Annotated in this window: 17 protein-coding genes; 6 read left to right on the top strand and 11 right to left on the bottom strand. The window is 68.9% G+C overall.

What is annotated here, in order from left to right; genetic code table 11:
- The first annotated feature begins 17 nt into the window (after positions 1 to 17).
- Positions 18 to 929, top strand: a complete 912-nt coding sequence (locus VF557_05590; protein HEX8079661.1) for a S1 family peptidase — start codon at positions 18 to 20, stop codon at positions 927 to 929.
- A gap of 463 nt (positions 930 to 1392) precedes the next feature.
- The gene (locus tag VF557_05595) at positions 1393 to 2454 is read left to right on the top strand and encodes a S1 family peptidase (GenBank protein HEX8079662.1); all 1062 of its coding nucleotides are present in this window, start codon (positions 1393 to 1395) and stop codon (positions 2452 to 2454) included.
- Positions 2455 to 2622: 168 nt separating this feature from the next.
- Here VF557_05595 and VF557_05600 read toward each other — a convergent pair whose 3' ends face one another.
- On the bottom strand, positions 2623 to 3381 hold the full coding sequence (locus VF557_05600) for an SDR family oxidoreductase (protein ID HEX8079663.1): 759 nt from the start codon (positions 3379 to 3381) through the stop codon (positions 2623 to 2625).
- A gap of 57 nt (positions 3382 to 3438) precedes the next feature.
- Between VF557_05600 and VF557_05605 the strand changes: the two genes are divergently transcribed.
- Positions 3439 to 4659 (top strand): cysteine desulfurase-like protein, encoded by a 1221-nt coding sequence (locus VF557_05605; GenBank protein ID HEX8079664.1) that lies wholly within the window; start codon positions 3439 to 3441, stop codon positions 4657 to 4659.
- Positions 4660 to 4772: 113 nt separating this feature from the next.
- Here the strand turns inward: VF557_05605 and VF557_05610 are convergent, their stop codons facing one another.
- The 4 genes from VF557_05610 to VF557_05625 all read right to left on the bottom strand — a co-directional run bounded on the left by VF557_05610 (position 4773) and on the right by VF557_05625 (position 9477).
- The gene (locus VF557_05610; GenBank protein HEX8079665.1) at positions 4773 to 7535 is read right to left on the bottom strand and encodes an AMP-binding protein; all 2763 of its coding nucleotides are present in this window, start codon (positions 7533 to 7535) and stop codon (positions 4773 to 4775) included.
- Positions 7536 to 7618: 83 nt separating this feature from the next.
- Positions 7619 to 7843 carry a helix-turn-helix domain-containing protein gene (locus VF557_05615; protein ID HEX8079666.1) on the bottom strand — a complete coding sequence of 75 codons (225 nt, stop codon included), beginning with the start codon at positions 7841 to 7843 and terminating at the stop codon, positions 7619 to 7621.
- Positions 7844 to 7888: 45 nt separating this feature from the next.
- A complete protein-coding gene (locus VF557_05620; GenBank protein ID HEX8079667.1) occupies positions 7889 to 8272 on the bottom strand; it encodes a Fic family protein in 384 nt (127 codons plus the stop codon).
- 446 nt (positions 8273 to 8718) lie between these two features.
- The gene (locus VF557_05625) at positions 8719 to 9477 is read right to left on the bottom strand and encodes a hypothetical protein (GenBank protein HEX8079668.1); all 759 of its coding nucleotides are present in this window, start codon (positions 9475 to 9477) and stop codon (positions 8719 to 8721) included.
- A 365-nt stretch (positions 9478 to 9842) separates the two neighbouring features.
- On the opposite strand from VF557_05625, the gene VF557_05630 reads away from it, so the two are divergent.
- Complete coding sequence (locus tag VF557_05630) at positions 9843 to 10256, top strand: hypothetical protein (protein HEX8079669.1); 414 nt, start codon at positions 9843 to 9845, stop codon at positions 10254 to 10256.
- A 125-nt stretch (positions 10257 to 10381) separates the two neighbouring features.
- Here the strand turns inward: VF557_05630 and VF557_05635 are convergent, their stop codons facing one another.
- Complete coding sequence (locus tag VF557_05635) at positions 10382 to 10963, bottom strand: hypothetical protein (GenBank protein HEX8079670.1); 582 nt, start codon at positions 10961 to 10963, stop codon at positions 10382 to 10384.
- Positions 10964 to 11112: 149 nt separating this feature from the next.
- Between VF557_05635 and VF557_05640 the strand changes: the two genes are divergently transcribed.
- A complete protein-coding gene (locus VF557_05640; protein HEX8079671.1) occupies positions 11113 to 11889 on the top strand; it encodes an endonuclease/exonuclease/phosphatase family protein in 777 nt (258 codons plus the stop codon).
- Here the strand turns inward: VF557_05640 and VF557_05645 are convergent.
- The 5 genes from VF557_05645 to VF557_05665 all read right to left on the bottom strand — a co-directional run bounded on the left by VF557_05645 (position 11791) and on the right by VF557_05665 (position 16449).
- On the bottom strand, positions 11791 to 13968 hold the full coding sequence (locus tag VF557_05645) for a S9 family peptidase (GenBank protein HEX8079672.1): 2178 nt from the start codon (positions 13966 to 13968) through the stop codon (positions 11791 to 11793). The genes VF557_05640 and VF557_05645 overlap by 99 nt on opposite strands.
- Positions 13969 to 13995: 27 nt before the next feature.
- Positions 13996 to 14610 carry a hypothetical protein gene (locus tag VF557_05650; GenBank protein ID HEX8079673.1) on the bottom strand — a complete coding sequence of 205 codons (615 nt, stop codon included), beginning with the start codon at positions 14608 to 14610 and terminating at the stop codon, positions 13996 to 13998.
- A 28-nt stretch (positions 14611 to 14638) separates the two neighbouring features.
- Positions 14639 to 14875, bottom strand: a complete 237-nt coding sequence (locus VF557_05655; GenBank protein HEX8079674.1) for a hypothetical protein — start codon at positions 14873 to 14875, stop codon at positions 14639 to 14641.
- 90 nt (positions 14876 to 14965) lie between these two features.
- The gene (locus VF557_05660; GenBank protein ID HEX8079675.1) at positions 14966 to 15661 is read right to left on the bottom strand and encodes a hypothetical protein; all 696 of its coding nucleotides are present in this window, start codon (positions 15659 to 15661) and stop codon (positions 14966 to 14968) included.
- A 2-nt stretch (positions 15662 to 15663) separates the two neighbouring features.
- Complete coding sequence (locus VF557_05665) at positions 15664 to 16449, bottom strand: alpha/beta fold hydrolase (protein ID HEX8079676.1); 786 nt, start codon at positions 16447 to 16449, stop codon at positions 15664 to 15666.
- Positions 16450 to 16622: 173 nt separating this feature from the next.
- Here VF557_05665 and VF557_05670 point away from each other — a divergent pair, with 173 nt between their 5' ends.
- The gene (locus VF557_05670; protein ID HEX8079677.1) at positions 16623 to 17396 is read left to right on the top strand and encodes a lysophospholipid acyltransferase family protein; all 774 of its coding nucleotides are present in this window, start codon (positions 16623 to 16625) and stop codon (positions 17394 to 17396) included.
- Positions 17397 to 17399: the final 3 nt, after the last annotated feature.

Below are 17399 nucleotides of genomic sequence, written 5' to 3' on the forward strand. Positions count from 1 at the left end.
CCATGAGGAGGCTCGTAGTGAGACTCACCCGCACTGTTCGAACCGGCGCGATCGGCGTCGCGATCACCGCGCTGGCAGCAGGAACCCTGCTCCTCGCACCCGCCACCCAGGCCGCCCCGGCCCCCGGGTCGGCATCGGCGACCCACAGCGCCGCCGCGCTGGCCAACGTCACCCGCGCGCTGGACCAGCACGCCCGCGTCCCCGGCACCGCGTGGTCGGTGGATCCCGCGACCTCCCAGGTCGTCGTGTCCCTGGATGAGACGGTGACCGGCGCCAAGCTGGCCAGGGTCACCGCGGTGACCTCCCAGTTCGGCAGCGCGGTGCGTACCGAGCGGGTCGCCGGCACGTTCCGCAAGTACATCTCCGGCGGTGACGCCATCTACGGCGGCGCGTACCGCTGCTCGCTCGGCTTCAACGTGCGCAACAGCGCCGGCGCGTACTTCTTCCTGACCGCCGGTCACTGCGCGAACGTCGCCTCGACCTGGTACTCCAACTCCGCGAAAACCGCGCTGCTCGGCACCAACCAGGGCAGCAGCTTCCCGGGCAACGACTACGCGATCGTGAAGTACACCAACGGCAGCACCCCGCCCGGCGACGTCAACCTGTACAACGGCAGCTTCCAGGACATCACCTCGGCGGCCAACGCCTTCGTCGGTGAGGCGGTCAAGCGCAGTGGCAGCACCACCAAGGTCCACAGCGGCACCGTGACGGCGCTCAACGCCACGGTGAACTACGCCGAAGGCACGGTGAGGGGGCTGATCCGGACCAACGTCTGCGCTGAGGGTGGCGACTCGGGCGGCGCGCTGTTCGACGGCACCAAGGCACTCGGCCTGACCTCCGGTGGCAGTGGAAACTGCCGGAGCGGTGGCATCACGTTCTTCCAGCCGGTCACCGAAGCGCTTTCGGTGTACAAGGTCTCCGTGTACTAAGCCCCACCGCATTCCAAACTGCACGGTTGATATCGGCACTCGAGCCCATAACACCCGCGCTGTATGCAGCACCACAACTATTTGCGCACGCAAGAAAAGACCGGCCGCTCGCGCATCACGCGGGCGGCCAGTTTTCTGCTGTTCCGATGCCGTTCGGGCAGTGACCGCAACCTAGACCTGCATTTATTGCCTCGTGATCTGCGGCTGTGTGTATGGATAAGGTCAGGTCAATGTATGAAATGGGTGAAGTGACGCAGTCATTCTTCTTGTTTGACTTGTCCGGTTAGCCGATTACATGCTAAACAGGATTCACCTCGGATTTGCCTCTTTCACTGCTCTCGCCCGTTTGCAGCAACAACAGGCGAGATTGAGGAAAAAGTCGGCCGAGCCCCTGAGCGTGCGTCCCCCGCACGTTCATGAGCGTGCACCCCCTGCGCGCTCACCCCTTATGAGGAGGCTCGTAGTGAGACCCACCCGCACTGTTCGAACCGGCGCAATCGGCGTCGCGATCACCGCGCTGGCAGCAGGAACCCTGCTCCTCGCACCCTCCACCCAGGCCGCCCCCGCTCCGTCTGCCAAGGCAAGTCCCGCCGCGGCAACCGCGCTGGCCGCCCAGTTGGGCGCCCGGTCCGCCGGCGCCTACCAGAACGCTGCCGGCCAGATGGTCGTCACCGTCACCGACGCTGCGGCCGCCACCCAGGTCCGCAACGCCGGAGCGACGGCGCAGCTCGTCAAGCACGGCTCGGCCGCCCTGACCGGCGCCATGAAGGCGCTGGACAAGCAGGCAAAGGTTCCCGGAACCGCGTGGGCCATCGACGCCAAGACCGGCCAGGTCCTGGTGTCCCTGGACCAGAGCGTGACCGGCGCCAAGCTGGCCAAGGTCAACGCCGCGGTCACCAAGCTCGGCAGCATGGCTCGCACCGAGCGGGTCGCCGGCACCTTCAGCACGTTCATCCAGGGCGGCGACGCCATCTACGGCGGCGGCTCGCGCTGCTCGCTCGGCTTCAACGTCCGCAACAGCGCCGGCACCCAGTTCTTCCTGACCGCCGGTCACTGCACCAACCTCGCATATACCTGGTACGCCAACTCGTCGAACACCACGGTGCTGGGCAACCGCACGGGCTCCAGCTTCCCGGGCAACGACTACGGGATCGTCCAGTACACCAACACCTCCATCTCCAAGCCTGGCACTGTCAACCTGTACAACGGCACCAGCCAGGACATCACCTCTGCGGCCAACGCCTTCGTCGGTGAGGCAGTCCGGCGCAGTGGCAGCACCACCGGTCTCCGCAGCGGCAGCGTCACGGCGACCAACGCCACGGTGAACTACGCGCAGGGCTCGGTCTACGGCCTGATCCGGACCAACGTCTGCGCTGAGGGTGGCGACTCGGGCGGCTCGCTGTTCGACGGCACCAAGGCGCTCGGCCTGACCTCAGGTGGCAGTGGTAACTGCAGCACCGGCGGAACGACCTACTTCCAGCCGGTCACCGAGGCGCTCTCCGTGTACGGCGTGTCGGTCTACTAAGCACCACCGCACAACCCAGCACCACGCAACAAACGCACCAAACGCTTTTCCCTCCAAGCGAAGCCGGCCGTTCGCGCACAGCGCGAGCGGCCGGTTTCCTTTTGCCGCCAGGGTTTTCAGCAAGGTCTTCAGCAAGGTCTTCAGCAAGGTCTCAGCGCGCAGGTGTGCTCAGCGCAGGTGCGAGGCTCCGTTGGCGTCGATGACGCTGCCGCTGATCCACACCGGCGCGTCGGTGGCAAGCCAGGTCACCACCGCGGCGATCTCGGCGGACGTAGCGACCCGGCCGAACGGGCTCTGGGCCCGCACCGCGTCACCGCCCGGACCTTCCAGGATCTCGCGAGCCATCTCGGTGTCGACGAAGCCGGGCGCGACCGCGGCCGCCATGATGCCGTGCGGCGCCAGGGCGATTGCCAGGGACTGGGTCAGGGAGTGCAGCGCTGCCTTGCTCGCGCCGTAGGCCGAGGTGACGGGCTCGCCGCGGTACGCCCCGCGAGAGCCGACGCTGATCAGCCGGCCACCAGCCGGGCCGGCCGGGCGGTTCAGCAGGTGGTCGACGGTCAGCCAGGCCAGATTCGCCGGCGCCACCAGGTTGAGGTCCAACGTGGCGCGCCAGGCCTGCTGCCACTCCGAATAGCTGGTGCCGTCGATCGGGTGCCCGGCATAGACGCCGGCGTTGTTGACCAGCACGTCGAGGTCGCCCAGCCCCTCGATGACCTCGGCGACCAGCCGCGGGCAGGTGTCGGGCAGGGTGAGGTCACCGGTCACGGCCAGATGCCCTTTGCCGGGCAGCGCATCGCGAACCTGCTCGGCCGCGGCGGTGTCGCGCCCGGCGTGCACAGCCACCCGGTGCCCGGTCGCCGCCAGGGCATGCGCGATGGCCGCGCCGATGCCGCGGCTGGCTCCGGTCACCAGGGTGCAGGTCGTCATGGCGGCGACGTTACCCGGCGGGTTCCCTGGCAGGCGTGGCGATGAGAGAGTGTGGCCATGAGTTTCGATGTCGCGGCTGTCCGAGCCCAGTTCCCGTCCCTGGCCGCCGGCACGGCGTACTTCGACGGGCCGGGCGGCTCGCAGACGCCCCAAGTGGTCGCCAGCGCCATCCACGACACGCTGGTGTCCTCGATCGCCAACCGGGGCCTTGTCACCCGGGCCGAGCGCAACGCCGATGAGGTCGTGCATGCCATGCGGGCGGCGATGGCCGACCTGCTCGGCGCCGATCCGCGCGGCATCGTGTTCGGGCGCAGCATGACCCAGCTGACCTTCGACGTGGGGCGGGCGCTGGCCAAGACCTGGTCACCCGGTGACGAGGTGGTGGTCAGCCGGCTGGACCACGACGCCAACGTCCGCCCTTGGGTGATCGTGGCCGAGAACGCCGGCGCGACCGTGCGCTGGATCGACTTCGACCCCGAGTCCACCGAACTGCGCGTCGAGCACGTCGCCGAGCAACTGAGCGAGCGCACCCGGCTGGTCGCGGTGACCGGCGCCTCGAACCTGATCGGCACCCGTCCCGACCTGGCGGCGATCGCCGAGCGGGTGCACGGCGTCGGCGCGCTGCTCTACGTCGACGGGGTGCACCTGGCCGCGCACGCCGGCATCGACATCGCCGCGCTGGGCGCGGACTTCTTCGTCTGCTCGCCCTACAAGTTCTTCGGCCCGCACTGCGGGGTGCTGGCCGCGAGCCCGGACCTGCTGGAGACGCTGCACCCGGACAAGCTGCTGCCCGCGACCGACGACGTTCCCGAGCGCTTCGAGCTGGGCACCCTGCCCTACGAGCTGATGGCCGGCACCACCGCGGTGGTCGACTTCATCGCCGACCTGGGCCGCATCGCCGGCGTCGACTCCGCCGGTGGTGGTGACAGGCGCGAGCGCATCCTCGCCTCGATGCGCGCCGCCGAGGAGTACGAGGACGCGCTGCGGCGGCGCATCGAATCGGCCCTGGCCGACTTCGAGACCGTGACGCTGCACTCGCGCGCCCGGCACCGCACCCCGACGCTGCTGCTGACCTTCGCCGACCGCTCGGTGCAGGATGCTTACCGGTTCCTCGCCGAACTCGACATCAACGCCCCTGCCGACTCGTTCTACGCCTACGAGCCCGCCCGACGGCTGGGCCTGCCCGATGAGGGCGGGCTGCGGATCGGCCTGGCGCCCTACAACGACGACTCCGACGTCGACCGGCTGCTCGACGGGCTCACCAAGTTCACCAGCTAGCTTCGCTCGTATGAAGGAGCCTCAGACAGCCGTCGAACACTCGGGTATCTTCCGCGAGCGGAGCTGCCCCGAACACGCTGGGCACGCACGTCACACGGTGTTCGCAAGGTGATCTACCGCGACCCCGACGGCAACGAGACCGGCTTCGGCGGCGCCCCTTCCGAGTGATCGGCGCGGGAGTGATCGGCGCGGGAGTGACCGTCGCGGGCCAGCCGGGTGATGGCCTGCTCCAGGCGGTTCACCCCGATGTTCGCGGCCACGCCGGCGATGAGGCAGGCCAGGACGACGACGGCCCGGGGGACTCCGGCGTCGAGCAGCGGCGGCCACACCACCCAGTGCGTCAGGTAGATCCACAGGGAGGCCGATGCGAGGCGGCTGAGCAGCGGCGCCAGCAGCCGGGGCGCCGGAAGCGAGGGCAGCCAGATGAGCAGCAGCAGCCCGGCCTGCACGGCCAGATCCCGCACCGGGTTGTCCGGGAAGTACCCGTGCAGGGTGATCAGCACCAACCCGCTCATCAGCAGCCGCCCGATGAGCCCGGTGCTGACCTGAATGAGCCAGCCGAGCGCGAAGATCCAGAACACCAGGTGTGGTCGGCTGACTTGCAGGGTGGTGGCCCCCGCGCCGAAAAGGTCGGCGCAGAGCAGCAAACCGAGTGCCAGTAGCACGGCCGGCAGCAGTGCCCGATGCCGGCGTTCGAGCCGCCGAACGGCCGGCACCGCCAGCAGGATCGCCAGCACTGCCAGGATGCCCACCAGCGCCTCGACGAACCAGAAGTTCCAGGCCTGGGTCCAGTTCGGCGGACCGAGGACGTGGTTGAGCAGCACGACGTTGGTCCAGCCATAGCTGTCATCGACTGCCGCCACCAGCCCGATGTAGAGCACGCTCGGCACTGCGAGCCGCGCCAGGGAGCGCAGCAGCCCGTCGATCCGGTCGCTGTCCCGGATGGCCGCCAGCGGGAAGCGGGCGAAGGTGTAGCCGGCCACCCCGAGCAGCAGGTGCGCTCCGCCGTGGACCGTGGTGACCTTCAGGTGCACCAGGACCACCATCACGATCGCCACCGCGCGCAGCACCAAGCCGGTGTCCAAGTCGGCCACCCACCGCCGTCGCCAGGGGCGGGCACCGGCGGGGCCGGGCTGCGCCGGTGGCTGGACGGCAGCGGTGGTAGTCGCCAGATTCTGGCCGCCGGCGCCGGCCAGTTCGCGGATGCTCAACTGCGGCCAGCTGAGCGGCAGCCGCCCCAGCAGCTTTTCAAGCCGGAACGCCATCTCGACGAAGCTCAGCGAATCCCCACCCAGCTCGACGAAGCTGGCGTCGGGGTCGACCCGGTCATAGCCCAGCACCTCGGCGAAGGCGGCCCGGACCGCACCCATCAGGTCGGCGGCCTCCGGGTCGGCGCCCACCAGCTCGCCGCCCACCAGGTCGGCGGCCTCCGGGTCACCGCCTTCCAGCTCGGCGCCTTCCAGATAGGCGGTCTCCAGATCGATACCTACCGAGTCAGCGCTGTCCAGGTCGCCCGGGTTCGTGAGCACGTCGAGGTGACGGAGCGCGGCGAGGTCGGGCTTGCCGTTGGGCAGCAGCGGCAGCGCGGGGTAGCGGCGAACCGACACCAGGCCCGGGGGCAGGCAGGTCAGCCGGGCGGCGGCGTCGCGCACCAGCAGCGGGTCGGCGGTGGTCACCGCGACCAGCAGCCGCTGGTCATCACTCAGGCAGACCAGGGTCGGGTCGAAGGCGGTGAGCGCCGACTGGAGCCGGTCCAGATCGATCCGGTGGCCGAGCAGCTTCGCGAACCGGCTGGTCCGGCCCACCACCTGGAACAGCCCGTCCGCCCGTTGCCGGCCGAGGTCGCCGGTGCGCAGCTCGGTCAGCGCCGGCTCTCCGGCCAGGTCGCCGACGTCCTCGGCGTAGCCCATCATCACGTTCGGTCCCGAATAGGCGAGCTCGCCGACCCCGTCAGCGTCCGGTTGGTCGACCCGGAGCGCGCCACCGGGGACCGGGCGGCCGATGCAGTCCGGGTGCGCACCGGCCTGCGACGGGTGCAGGTAGGCCATCCGGGCGGTGGCCTCGGTCTGGCCGTACATCACGTAGAGCTGCCAGCCGTGCCGCTCGCCGAGGCCGGCGAGCCGGCGGACCTCGGCCGGGTCCAGCCGCCCGCCGGCGCACGTCACGTAACGCAGGCTCGGGACGTCGTACCAGCGCTCGGAGGTCCGGTTGAGCAACGCGAAGGTGTGCGGGACCGCGGCGAAGGAGGTCACCGAGTGGGATCGGGCCAGCGACCACAGCTCGGGTTCGATGACCGAGCGCTCGGTCAGCACGACACTCGCCCCGACCTCGAGATGGCTGTGCAGCACGGACAGCCCGTAGCTGTAGGCCAGCGGCAGGCTGGTCATCGCCCGGTCCTCGGGCGTCAGGCCGAGGTAGTCGGCGATGGCGGCGGCATTGCTCTGCAGGTTGGTCGCGGACAGCCGGACCAGCTTGGGCGAGCCGGTCGAGCCTGACGTCGACAGCAGCAACCGCAGCTCGGGATGCGGGTCGTGACGGCTGGTCAGCCGCCGTTCCTGCCAACCGTCCGGCCCCACCACCAGATCGGGGTCGAAGCGGGTGAGGATCTCGGACACCTGCTCGCCGCGAGCGGCGTCGACCAGGATCACCGGGTGACCGCCCCGCAGGGCCGCGAGGTAGGTCACCACGGAGCCGAGCGTGTTGCTCCCGTGCAGCAGCAACAGCCGCCGCTGGTCACCGAGCCGGTCCAAGGTCTCATCGACGAGAAGGTCGAGGTCGGCATAGGACACGATCTCTTCGCCACTCAGCAGAGCTGGCGCCTGCCCGAAGCCGGCCAACCGGTCGATGAAGCTGTCGCTCCGAACCAACGCTCGCACCAGCACCTCCAAGGGCCAAGGTAGGTGAGGCTACCCTAACTAAAGCTCGACCGGCCTCGGGGGTTCGGTTCAGCGTGCGGTCTTCAGATGCCGCCGCGGCGGCCTGAGCGAACCGCGAACGCATCGAGTGCCGCGAGCACTTCCGGCGCGCTGTAGCGGCGGTAGCGCTGCCTGCCAGAGACTTTCGTCAGCACGCCTGCCTCAAGGAGCTGTTCGATCGCACGCAACGCGGCCGGAGCGGTGATGCCGAGTTGGTGCTGCACCAAGGGAGAATCCACGATGGGCTGGCCGAGCAACAGGTCAGCCACCCGCCACGCGGATGCGCCACGTCGCGCGGTGACGCTGGCGTTCCATCAGTCGCGGACCGCATGTAGCTCGGCCACCAGCGTCCGACCGTTGTTTACCGCGGCGAACGTCGCGTTGGACAGCCGCTCCACGATCGGTTCCGGATCGCCCTCTCGATAGGCGGTCAGCGCGGCAAAGTAGCTGTTGGTGTCAGCGAGCAGTCCGGCGGAGACCGGCACCGTGACCTGTCTGGTCAGTCCTTTCGCGCGAAGAATGCTGTGGACCAGCGCGCGGCCGGTACGGCCGTTGCCATCCGAAAATGGATGGATGGTTTCGAACTGGGCATGGGCGATCGCGGCATGGATCAACGGTGGCAGGTCATTGCGGCTGAGGAACGTCTCCAGGTCGACGATCGCGGCCGGCACCCGCCGAGGGTGGGGCGGGACGAACAACGCGCCGTGCGAGACCAGTCAGAGCCGCCCACCCAGTTCTGCACGTCGCGCCACCTGCCTGCCCACTCGGGATAAGTCGGGGCCATCAACGCGGAGTGCATGCCGAGGATTGCGGCGCTGTCGAGGTGGTCTGCCAATGCGATGGCTGCCTTCATCGCTGTGGTGTTGGCGACGATGATTGTGGCGTTCTGACGGCTGGTGTCGCCCAGTTCAGCCAGGGCTATCGCTTTCGCGGACGCGGTCAGGTTCTCGATACGGGACGAGGCGACAGACTCTACCTAGCAACGGATAGCCGATATTGTTTACTTAGCGTCATCGTGAGTAACGATTAGCGTGCTCGCGGTTGCACACCTCCGCTGCCTTCAGATCAGGTGTCCCAAGGCCGCCTTAGCGAGCGAGACTTGACAGGAGGCGAACTTGACAGCGTGCGGCAAATCGGTGCTTCTTTAGCGTCTGCGCTCGGAGGCAAGGATCTGCGGCAGCAGCAGGTCGAAGACTTCTAGGAACAAGTCGTCGCCTGCTTCCGCGATTCGTTGACGAAGCTCATCAAGCAGCCCTGCGCGGTAGAGGCTATGACAAGTCGTACAAGCGACCAGGACCGGTGGCCAGGTGAGCCGTGCACGGGGAAGCGGTGGCCGCATTTCTAAGATCCATTGCCAGTCGGTGTCCTCGCAGAAAACACACGAGTGATCGGCTCTGGGATCAAACTGCTCGTAACTAACGAGCCCTTGGAAGACCGCGCCAGGGGTATCCAGAGATGCGTGGTAACCGGGTGGGTCCGCGGCAGGCAATTCTGGGCGTAGGGACTCGTAGGGCGCGGAGGTTAGCGCCGGAAGGTCCAGTGGGCTAGGTGGCCGCGCCACGGCCAGGGAGACGTCGGTGAAGAAGGCCACATCGACGACGATCTCACTGGTCACATACCGCTGCGTATCCAGCTCCTGACCGTCAAAGGTCAGTGTTGCGGGGGTCGGGTTCGTATTTTCAAGGCGAGAGTAGTAACGGACGTCCCTCATGGCAGGGTCAGGCCAGGGGTAGAAACCCAACAGGTTCGAGAAGCGATATCGGCCTAGGAATGCTGCTTCCTCGATGACCCCCTCTGGCTCCAAGCGGTAGGTCACATACAGCGGCTCGGAGGTGCTGACCGTCCGGAACTCGACTGCCACGGCCTTGGTCTTGCGGTCCTCGCTCCAGCTCAGGTCTTGCACTCGCGCGCTGATATAGCCGGGTGGAGCTATCGGTATGCGCATGATCGAGGTCCGTTCCGCGCGCTCAACCTACGTTTCAAGCGAATGCCTCGCAGTCAAGCGCAGTTCTAGCGCGTTGACAGCGCTCATGGATGATCTTGTTCAACGATCAGCACCCTAGCAGCGCTGCGGTATGCCGCTCCTCTGACAACCGGGTATCGCCACGAGGCTGAGAGGCCCGACCCGGCGCCCCGTGGTGGAGCTGACAGGGGTCGGCTCGGAAATTACGGGAGGTCTCGACGAGCTACCGGTGCAACAGTCAACCAGCTCGCCACCGTTTGAGTGTCAACCCGGACTCGCCCGGGTGGGTAGAAGGGACAACTCAGGTGAACGGAATCAGGGTCGCATTGGCGACCGCCGGCCTCATCGCCGGGACGATCTTCGCGGCTCCGGCCGCGAGCGCTGACCAGCAGTTCGGCTGCACATCGAGCACCACCTCCGGGCTGCACATGACGGCGACGCGGATCAGCTACGGCGGGTTCAAGTCGGCAATTTACGCGAGCGCGACCCAGAGCTACAAGCAGGTCAAGAACAACCTGCCCGACGTCCAGTGGTCGTTTAGTCGGTTCACCTCGAGTTCGGGCCTCCAGACCCGGTACTCCAACCCGACGCAGTGGGGCTCCTCGGCCAACCCGCTCGACATGAACACCCGCTACGTGACCGCGCACTGGGCCGGGACATCGATCGGTGGCACCACCGGATGGATCACGAGCTGCACGACTCGGGTCGGCGCTCCATAACCACGAATCTGCTCGAGGCCATGGGTTGGACCCCGAGCCTCGAGCAGGTCCGATGCCGTTCTGAGTCAAACCGTCGCGACTGAGACGGTCAGCTGGTGCCTGTGCGAAGCCGGGGCGCGACGGCCTCAAACACTTCCCAGCTCCTTGCGGACCACTACTCGGTTCTTGGACGGCCTGCGCACGACGGTGAACCCGTGCGCGGTGAAGACCGACTCGTCATTGACCTGCTTGTCCGAGCCGGAGTGCGGTCCGTCGGCGGCGAACGGGAAGCCTTCGACGGCGCATGCGCCATGCTCGCCGGCCAGGACCACGGCGGCCTGCAGCAGGCCGGCGGTGATTCCTGAGCCTCGACGGTCAGGACGGATGAAGAAGCAGGGCACCAGCCAGACAGTGTCGTCCTCGGCGGCGTCTCGGCCCGCATAGGTGGGCGTCCGGACGCCCCGAGCAAAACGCGACCGGGGTCCCACGGCGCACCACCCGACGGCTTGGTCACCGTCGAGGGCCAGGATGCCCATCGGCTCCCGGCTGGCTTGGGCGACGGCGGTGAAGGCCGCCTTGTTTCCCTCGATGCCGTTGGCGTGAAACTGCTTGACCGGGATCAGGAACCACATGCACCAGCACGCCTCAGCCGAATGGTGGGCGCTGAACAGCGCGTCCAGGGTGGGGATCAAGTCCAGCGCGAAGGATCGGTAGCTGAGGTTCGTCATGCTGTGGGGTCCAGCTCCCTTTGCGAATGGCATAACCGTTGTCCACCAGGCCTGGCAAGCCGACATCAACAATGTATGCGGAAGGACACGGTGAGCCCGAGTTGCGCCGCACCGACCTCGGGAAACGAGCGCCTGCCAGGATGGTGGGCGTGACCACCCTGCGGCTGCTGTCCTACAACGTCCGGTCGATGCGCGATGACGTCGACGCTTTGGGCCGAGTGATGCGCGAGATCCGCCCGGACGTGGCGATCATCCAGGAGGCCCCACGATTCCTGCGCTGGCGGTCCAAGTGCGCCGCGCTGGCCCGCCGAGCCGGCATGGTCGGCGTCACCGGCGGACGGGCCACCGGCGCCAACCTGGTGCTGTCCTCGCTCGCCGTCCAGGTCATCGATCGCCACGAGCTTGCCTTCACCGCCGACAAGCACCTGCACCGTCGCGGCTGCGCCATCGCCGTCCTGAAGCTGGCCGGCTCGCCGTTCGCGGTCGCCGGCACCCACCTGGACCTGATCGAGGCCCCCCGGCTGCGGCACCTGGACGAGCTGGCCGACTTCGCCGAACGCAACCTGCCCGACAACGCGCCGCTGATCGTCGGGGGCGACGTGAACGCGGTGCCGACCTCGGCGACCTGGCAGCGGATGCAGCGCTTCGGAACCGACGCCTTCGCCGCGGTCGGCTCCGGCGACGGCTTCACCTACTCGACCGTCGCCCCGGTCCGCCGGATCGACGGCGTGTTCGCAGACCCGCGGCTGCGGCCGGTCAGGGCCGAGGTGATCGACTCGGCCGACGTCAGGATCGCCTCGGATCACCGGCCGCTGGTGGTCGAGTTCCTACTCCCCGACGTTGACACCGAGACCGGAGACGACGCTGGCGCTGTCGAGCTGCCAGCTCACGCCGAGGGTGTCCAGCTGCCAGGCCAGGGTGAATGAGATCTCGTGCCAGGCGTCATAGCGGCCACTGCGCCCGCCGTGGCCGGCCTCCATCTCGGTCTTGAGCAGGATCGGGGCCGAGCCGGTCGACACCGCCCGCAGCCTGGCGATCCACTTGGCCGGCTCGACATAGAGCACCCTGGTGTCATTGAGGCTGGTGATCGCCAGGATCGCCGGGTAGTCCTTGGCCTCGACGTTCTCATAAGGCGTGTAGGACTTCATGTAGGCATAGACCTCCGGGTCGGCCAGCGGGTTGCCCCACTCCTCCCACTCGATCACGGTCAACGGCAGCGACGGGTCCAGGATCGTGGTCAGCGCGTCGACGAACGGGACCTGCGCGACGATGCCGCCGAAGGCCTGCGGCGCCATGTTCGCCACCGCGCCCATCAGCAGTCCGCCCGCGCTGCCGCCCAGCGCCACGATCCGCTCCGGACGGGTCCAACCGGCGCTGACCAGGTGCTCGGCGGCGGCGATGAAATCGGTGAAGGTGTTGCGCTTGGACAGCATCTTGCCCTGGTCGTACCAGTGCCGGCCCAGCTCGCCGCCGCCGCGCACGTGCGCGATGACGTAGACCACGCCCCGGTCCAGCAGCGACAGCCGGGGGATCGAGAAGGACGGGTCACGCGAGACCTCGTAGGCGCCGTAGCCGTAGAGCACCACCGGGGCGTCGCCGTCCAGCGCGGTGTCGGCCCGGTGGACCACCGACAGCGGCACCATGGTGCCGTCAGCTGCCCGCGCCCACTCACGAAGCTGCCGGTAGGCGCTCAGGTCGACGCCGCCCAGCACCGGTTGGCGTTTGCGCAGCAGCAGGTTGCCCGAGGGCAGGTCGTAGTCATAGACCGTGTCAGGGGTGACCATCGAGCGGTAGACCAGCCGGTAGCTGGTGGCGTCCCAGTCCAGGTTGGCTCCCGGCGCCACGGTGTACAGCGACTCCTCGAACGCGATCGGCTCCGGCTGGCCGAAGCCGCCGCCCTGCCGGCGCAGCACGGCCAGGTTGGTCAGGCCGTCACTGCGCAGGTACAGCATCGCGTGCCCGGCGAAGGCCTCCACCCCGAGCAGCCGGCGGTCGGCCGAGCCGGGGATCAGCGTCCGCCAGTTGGCCGCGCCCGGGTCATCGAGCGCGACCGTGCTCAGCTCGAAGTTGGGCTCGTGGGTGTTGTGGGTGATCAGCAGCTGGTCACCGGCATGCTCGACCAGGTACTCGACGCCTTCCACGCGCGGCGCGACGATCACCGGCTCGGACTGCGGCGCGTGCGCGTCCAGCAGCCACACCTCGGTGGTGAGCTTGCTGCTCACCATGATCTGGATCGCCCGCTCGTTGCGGCTGAGCTCGATGCCGACCCAGAATCGCTCGTCGTCCTCGGTGAAAACGACCACGTCCTCGGCCGCGTCGGTGCCCACGATGTGCCGCCAGACCTGGTTCGGACGCCAGGAGTCATCGACGGTGAGGTAGAAGACCGCGCTGGCGTCGGCGGACCAGGCCGAGGAGTAGAAGACTCCGGTGACGGAGTCGGGCAGGTCCTCGCCGGTGCGCAGGTCCTTGATCCGCAGGGTGAAACGCTCGTCGCCGGTCAGGTCCACGGAATAGGCCAGCAGGTTGCCGTCCGGTGAGGTCTCCGCCGTGCCCAGCGCGAAGAAACCCGAGTCGGCGGCGATGACGTTGCCGTCCAGCAGCACCTGCTCGCCGTCCGGGGCCACCGGCTCGGCCGACGGTCCGTCGCCGCCGTCGATCACCGGCGGGGCGTCGCCGACCGCGGGCAGCCGGCAGTGGATCGAGTACTGCTGGCCCTCGACGGTCCGGCTGTAGTACCAGTAGCCGCCCTTGCGGGACGGAACCGAGAGGTCGGTCTGCTGGGTGCGGGTGGCGATCTCGTCATAGATCCGTTTCCGCAACGGCTCCAACCGCGCGGTGCTGGCCTCGGTGTAGGCGTTCTCGGCATCGAGGTAGCCGATCACCTCCGGGCTGGTCTTGTCCCGCAGCCACTCGTAGTCGTCGAGGAAGGTGTCACCGTGGTGCACCCGCTCGACCGGCTTGATCGCTGCGACTGGCGGCGTCGGCCGCTGGGGTTGCTCAGACACCTGTCCGAGGCTACTGCCCGGCGCCGGTCAGCACCCGCCGGCCTGGAACCCACCGGCCTGAGCCCCACCGGCCTGAGCCCCACCGGCCGGGAGCAGCACGGCGCCGGTGGGCGGCGGGTGCTCGCTGAAGAACCGGTCCTCGTTGTCCAGCCAGTCCCGCCACGGCGCGCGCAGCGGACCGTCCCGCTCGATCCAGCGCCGCTCGCGCTCCTCGCGGGCGACGTCGAGAAAGATCGCCACCGAGAGCCGGCCGGCGCAGGCGGTGATGGCCGACACCCCTTCGACCAGCAGGACCCGGGGCACCGGCACCGGCACGGTCTCGGCGAAACGCATCGCGTGCCAGTCATAGCGCCGGTAACTGCCGGGCCGGCCGGCCGCCAGCGGCTCCAGCACGTCCTGGCGCAGCCGGGGCCAGAAGCTGAACTGCCCGGCCCAGCCGTCCAGCATCGCGTCGGTGGACAGCACCGCGCTGCCCCTCAGCTCCTCGGCCAGTGCGGCGGCCAGGCTCGACTTGCCGGCCGCGGCGCCGCCGTCCACAGCCACCACCTGGACCAGGCCACAGCGGGGCTCGGCAGCCTCGACGAGTTCGGCGAGTCCCGCCACGGCGGCAGCGCACACCGCTGTCTCCGGTCGGCTGGCCATGGCGGACAGCCTAGGCGGCGGCCTCGGTCTAGGCGCTCACCTGAGCGACGGCTCGGACCGCGCCGAGCCACCGCTCCAGCGGCAGCGAGTCGCGTTTGGCCACGGTGACGCCGGCGTGCAGCAACACCGCGTAGGAAGTCTGGGCCAGTTCATCGACCTGCGGCCGCGCCAGAAAGGCCTCGAGCTCCTCGACTCCGAAATCGAACGGGTCGTGGCCGGTGAGCCGGCACCACAACCCGAACACCACTTCTTGTCCTGTCCGCATCTGTTCTACCTCCGACACCACCCTGTCGGGTCGGGATGTCGGCGCCGCCACCGCTGGGTGGCCGGCAGGAGAACGTCGGCCGGCAGCTTCTTACACGACCGCCCCGTCGTCGTCGGAGTCATCGCGCGGCTCCGGGCGCAGCCGCAGCACCAGCAGCCCCGAGCCGAACAGCACCAGCACCACCCCGAGCGGCAGCGGCAGGTCCGGCGGCAACCCCAGCGAGTAGCCGAAGCCCAGCACCACGATGCCCAGCAGGACGATCAGCACCGCCATCGCGGTGGGCAGCGCGGGTCGGGGCAGCGGCGGCGCCGGCGGCGGCACGAAATGCTCCACCTCGTCCAGCGGGTCGCGGCGGGCGGTGCCCAGCTGCCGCGCCGGCGTCGGCTCCGGCGGTCCGGCGACGGGCTGGTCCGGCCCCTGCAGCTCGGCGATGATCTTGGCGAACTCGGCGTCGGTGTCGATGCCGGCCAGCGGATCCGGGGGCGGTTCCTCGCGGTCACTGCCCCGGTCCCAGTGGCGGTGCTGGGCCACCTCGATGCCGAGTTCGGAGGCGATCTCGGTCAGCACCTGGCGGGCCTCGGAGGTCTGGTCGGCGGCCACGTACAGCCGGTCGGCGGTCACCGGGTCACTGGTCGGCGTCGGCTCGACGTAGGCGGGCACGTCACGCAGGCCGAGCACGTCGAGCAGGTGATCGGCCAGCCGGGGGTCGACGTCGGCGACCGGTGAGAACTTGTCCGAGTCCAGGCCGTTGTCACGGCGGCCCCGGTGCGAGGCGGGCGAGCTCATCGCTAGTCGCCGACGCCGGTGCGGACGTGCTGGGAGATGAACTCGACGCTGCCGTTGAAGATCAGCTCGGCGTCGTTGTCGACGGTGGCCACGTGGTAGCTGTCGGGCAGGCTGACCTCGCGCACGGTGGTGGAGGTGGCGCCGGCGTGCAGCAGCTTGCCCGACAGCGCGTCGACCACGTGGTCCTCGGCGGAGCGGAAGTACAGGATCGGCACCGTGATCTTTCCCAGGTCGGCGGTCACCAGCCGCCACATCGCCTGCATCGAGACGAAGGCCCGCAGCGGCACCCGGGCATAGCTCAGCTCGGTCATCCCGGCCTTCTTGATGTCGCTGCCGATGCCCGGGCGCGAACGCACCGCCCAGGCGAGGTAGCGCGCCAGCGAGGCGTCCCTGCGCAGGGTGCCGTAGGCGACGTTGACCAGCACCAGCCCGCCCAGCTTGCTCGACGGCTGGTCCGCAAGGTCCTCGGCGAGCCGGGTGACCAGGGCGCCGCCCATCGACAGCCCGCAGGCGAACACCGTGTCGCAACGCTCGGCCAGCTCGTCGTAGGCGCGGCGGATCTCGGTGTACCAGTCGATCCAGGTGGTGCCGTTCATCTCCTGCCAGGTGGTGCCGTGCCCGGGCAGCCGCGGCAACCGCACCGAGTAACCCTGCGCCGCCAGGTGCTCGGCCCAGGGCCGCATGCTCTGCGGCGTGCCGGTGAAACCGTGGCTGATCAGCACCCCGGTCCGGCCGGCGGCGCCGTCGCCGTCGACCGCGAACGGCTCGGCTCCTGCGAGGATCGGCACGCGTGATCTCCTTTGCGCGGTGGCTGCTCCCATCATGCCGTGGCGGCTCCGTCCTGGCGAGCCCCGAGAATGCCGCCCGGCCGGCGCGCTGGCGCTTGATTGTCGCCCGCCTCCCGGCCGGACTAAGGTCAGAGCACCCCGATCAGTTCGGTGATCTGTGCTGGAGGCGCTGAGTGCTGTACTGGTTCCTGAAGAACGTCGCGCTCGGTCCGTGGCTGAGGGCGATCTGGCGACCCTACGTCGAGGGCGCCGAGAACGTCCCGGAGACCGGCGGAGCGATCCTGGCCAGCAACCACCTGTCTTTCTGCGACTCGTTCTTCATGCCGCTGGTGGTCAAGCGGCGGGTCACCTTCCTGGCCAAGGCGGAGTACTTCACCACCCCCGGAATCAAGGGCCGGTTGACCGGGATGTTCTTCGCCGCGGCCGGCCAGGTGCCGATCGACCGCGACGACGCCGACGCGGCCCGGGGCGCGCTGCGGACCGGGGTCCGGATCCTGCGCAAGGGGGAGCTGCTCGGCATCTACCCCGAAGGCACCCGCTCACCCGACGGCCGGCTCTACAAGGGCAAGACCGGCGTGGCCCGGATGGCTCTGGAAGCGGGCGTGCCGGTGATCCCGGTGGCCATGATCGACACCCACAAGATGATGCCGACCGGGCGCAAGCTGCCGCACCTGCGGCCCAGGCCAGGAGTCCGGTTCGGCAAGCCGCTGGACTTCTCCCGCTATGAGGGGCTGGCCGGTGACCGGTTCGTCGAGCGGTCGATGACCGACGAGATCCTCTACGAGCTGATGCAGCTGTCGGGCCAGGAGTACGTCGACACCTACGCCAGCAAGGTGAAGCTGCAGACCGGCGCCAACCTGGGCTTCGGGGCTCGCAAGGGCATCTCCCACCCGGACGCCGTGGGCAGCACCTCCCATGACCGGCTGCCGGTCGAGCGAGCCGGCTGAGGC

It is taken from the genome of Jatrophihabitans sp., from assembly GCA_036389035.1.
GTDB lineage: Bacteria > Actinomycetota > Actinomycetes > Mycobacteriales > Jatrophihabitantaceae > Jatrophihabitans_A.

What these genes read in the sequence shown, in the direction of transcription:
- VF557_05655 (HEX8079674.1), bottom strand. Translation starts at nt 14,875, where the DNA reads ATGCGGACAGGACAAGAAGTGGTGTTCGGGTTGTGGTGCCGGCTCACC.
- VF557_05660 (HEX8079675.1), bottom strand. Translation starts at nt 15,661, where the DNA reads ATGAGCTCGCCCGCCTCGCACCGGGGCCGCCGTGACAACGGCCTGGAC.
- VF557_05635 (HEX8079670.1), bottom strand. Translation starts at nt 10,963, where the DNA reads ATGACGAACCTCAGCTACCGATCCTTCGCGCTGGACTTGATCCCCACC.
- VF557_05600 (HEX8079663.1), bottom strand. Translation starts at nt 3,381, where the DNA reads ATGACGACCTGCACCCTGGTGACCGGAGCCAGCCGCGGCATCGGCGCG.
- VF557_05605 (HEX8079664.1), top strand. Translation starts at nt 3,439, where the DNA reads ATGAGTTTCGATGTCGCGGCTGTCCGAGCCCAGTTCCCGTCCCTGGCC.
- VF557_05650 (HEX8079673.1), bottom strand. Translation starts at nt 14,610, where the DNA reads ATGGCCAGCCGACCGGAGACAGCGGTGTGCGCTGCCGCCGTGGCGGGA.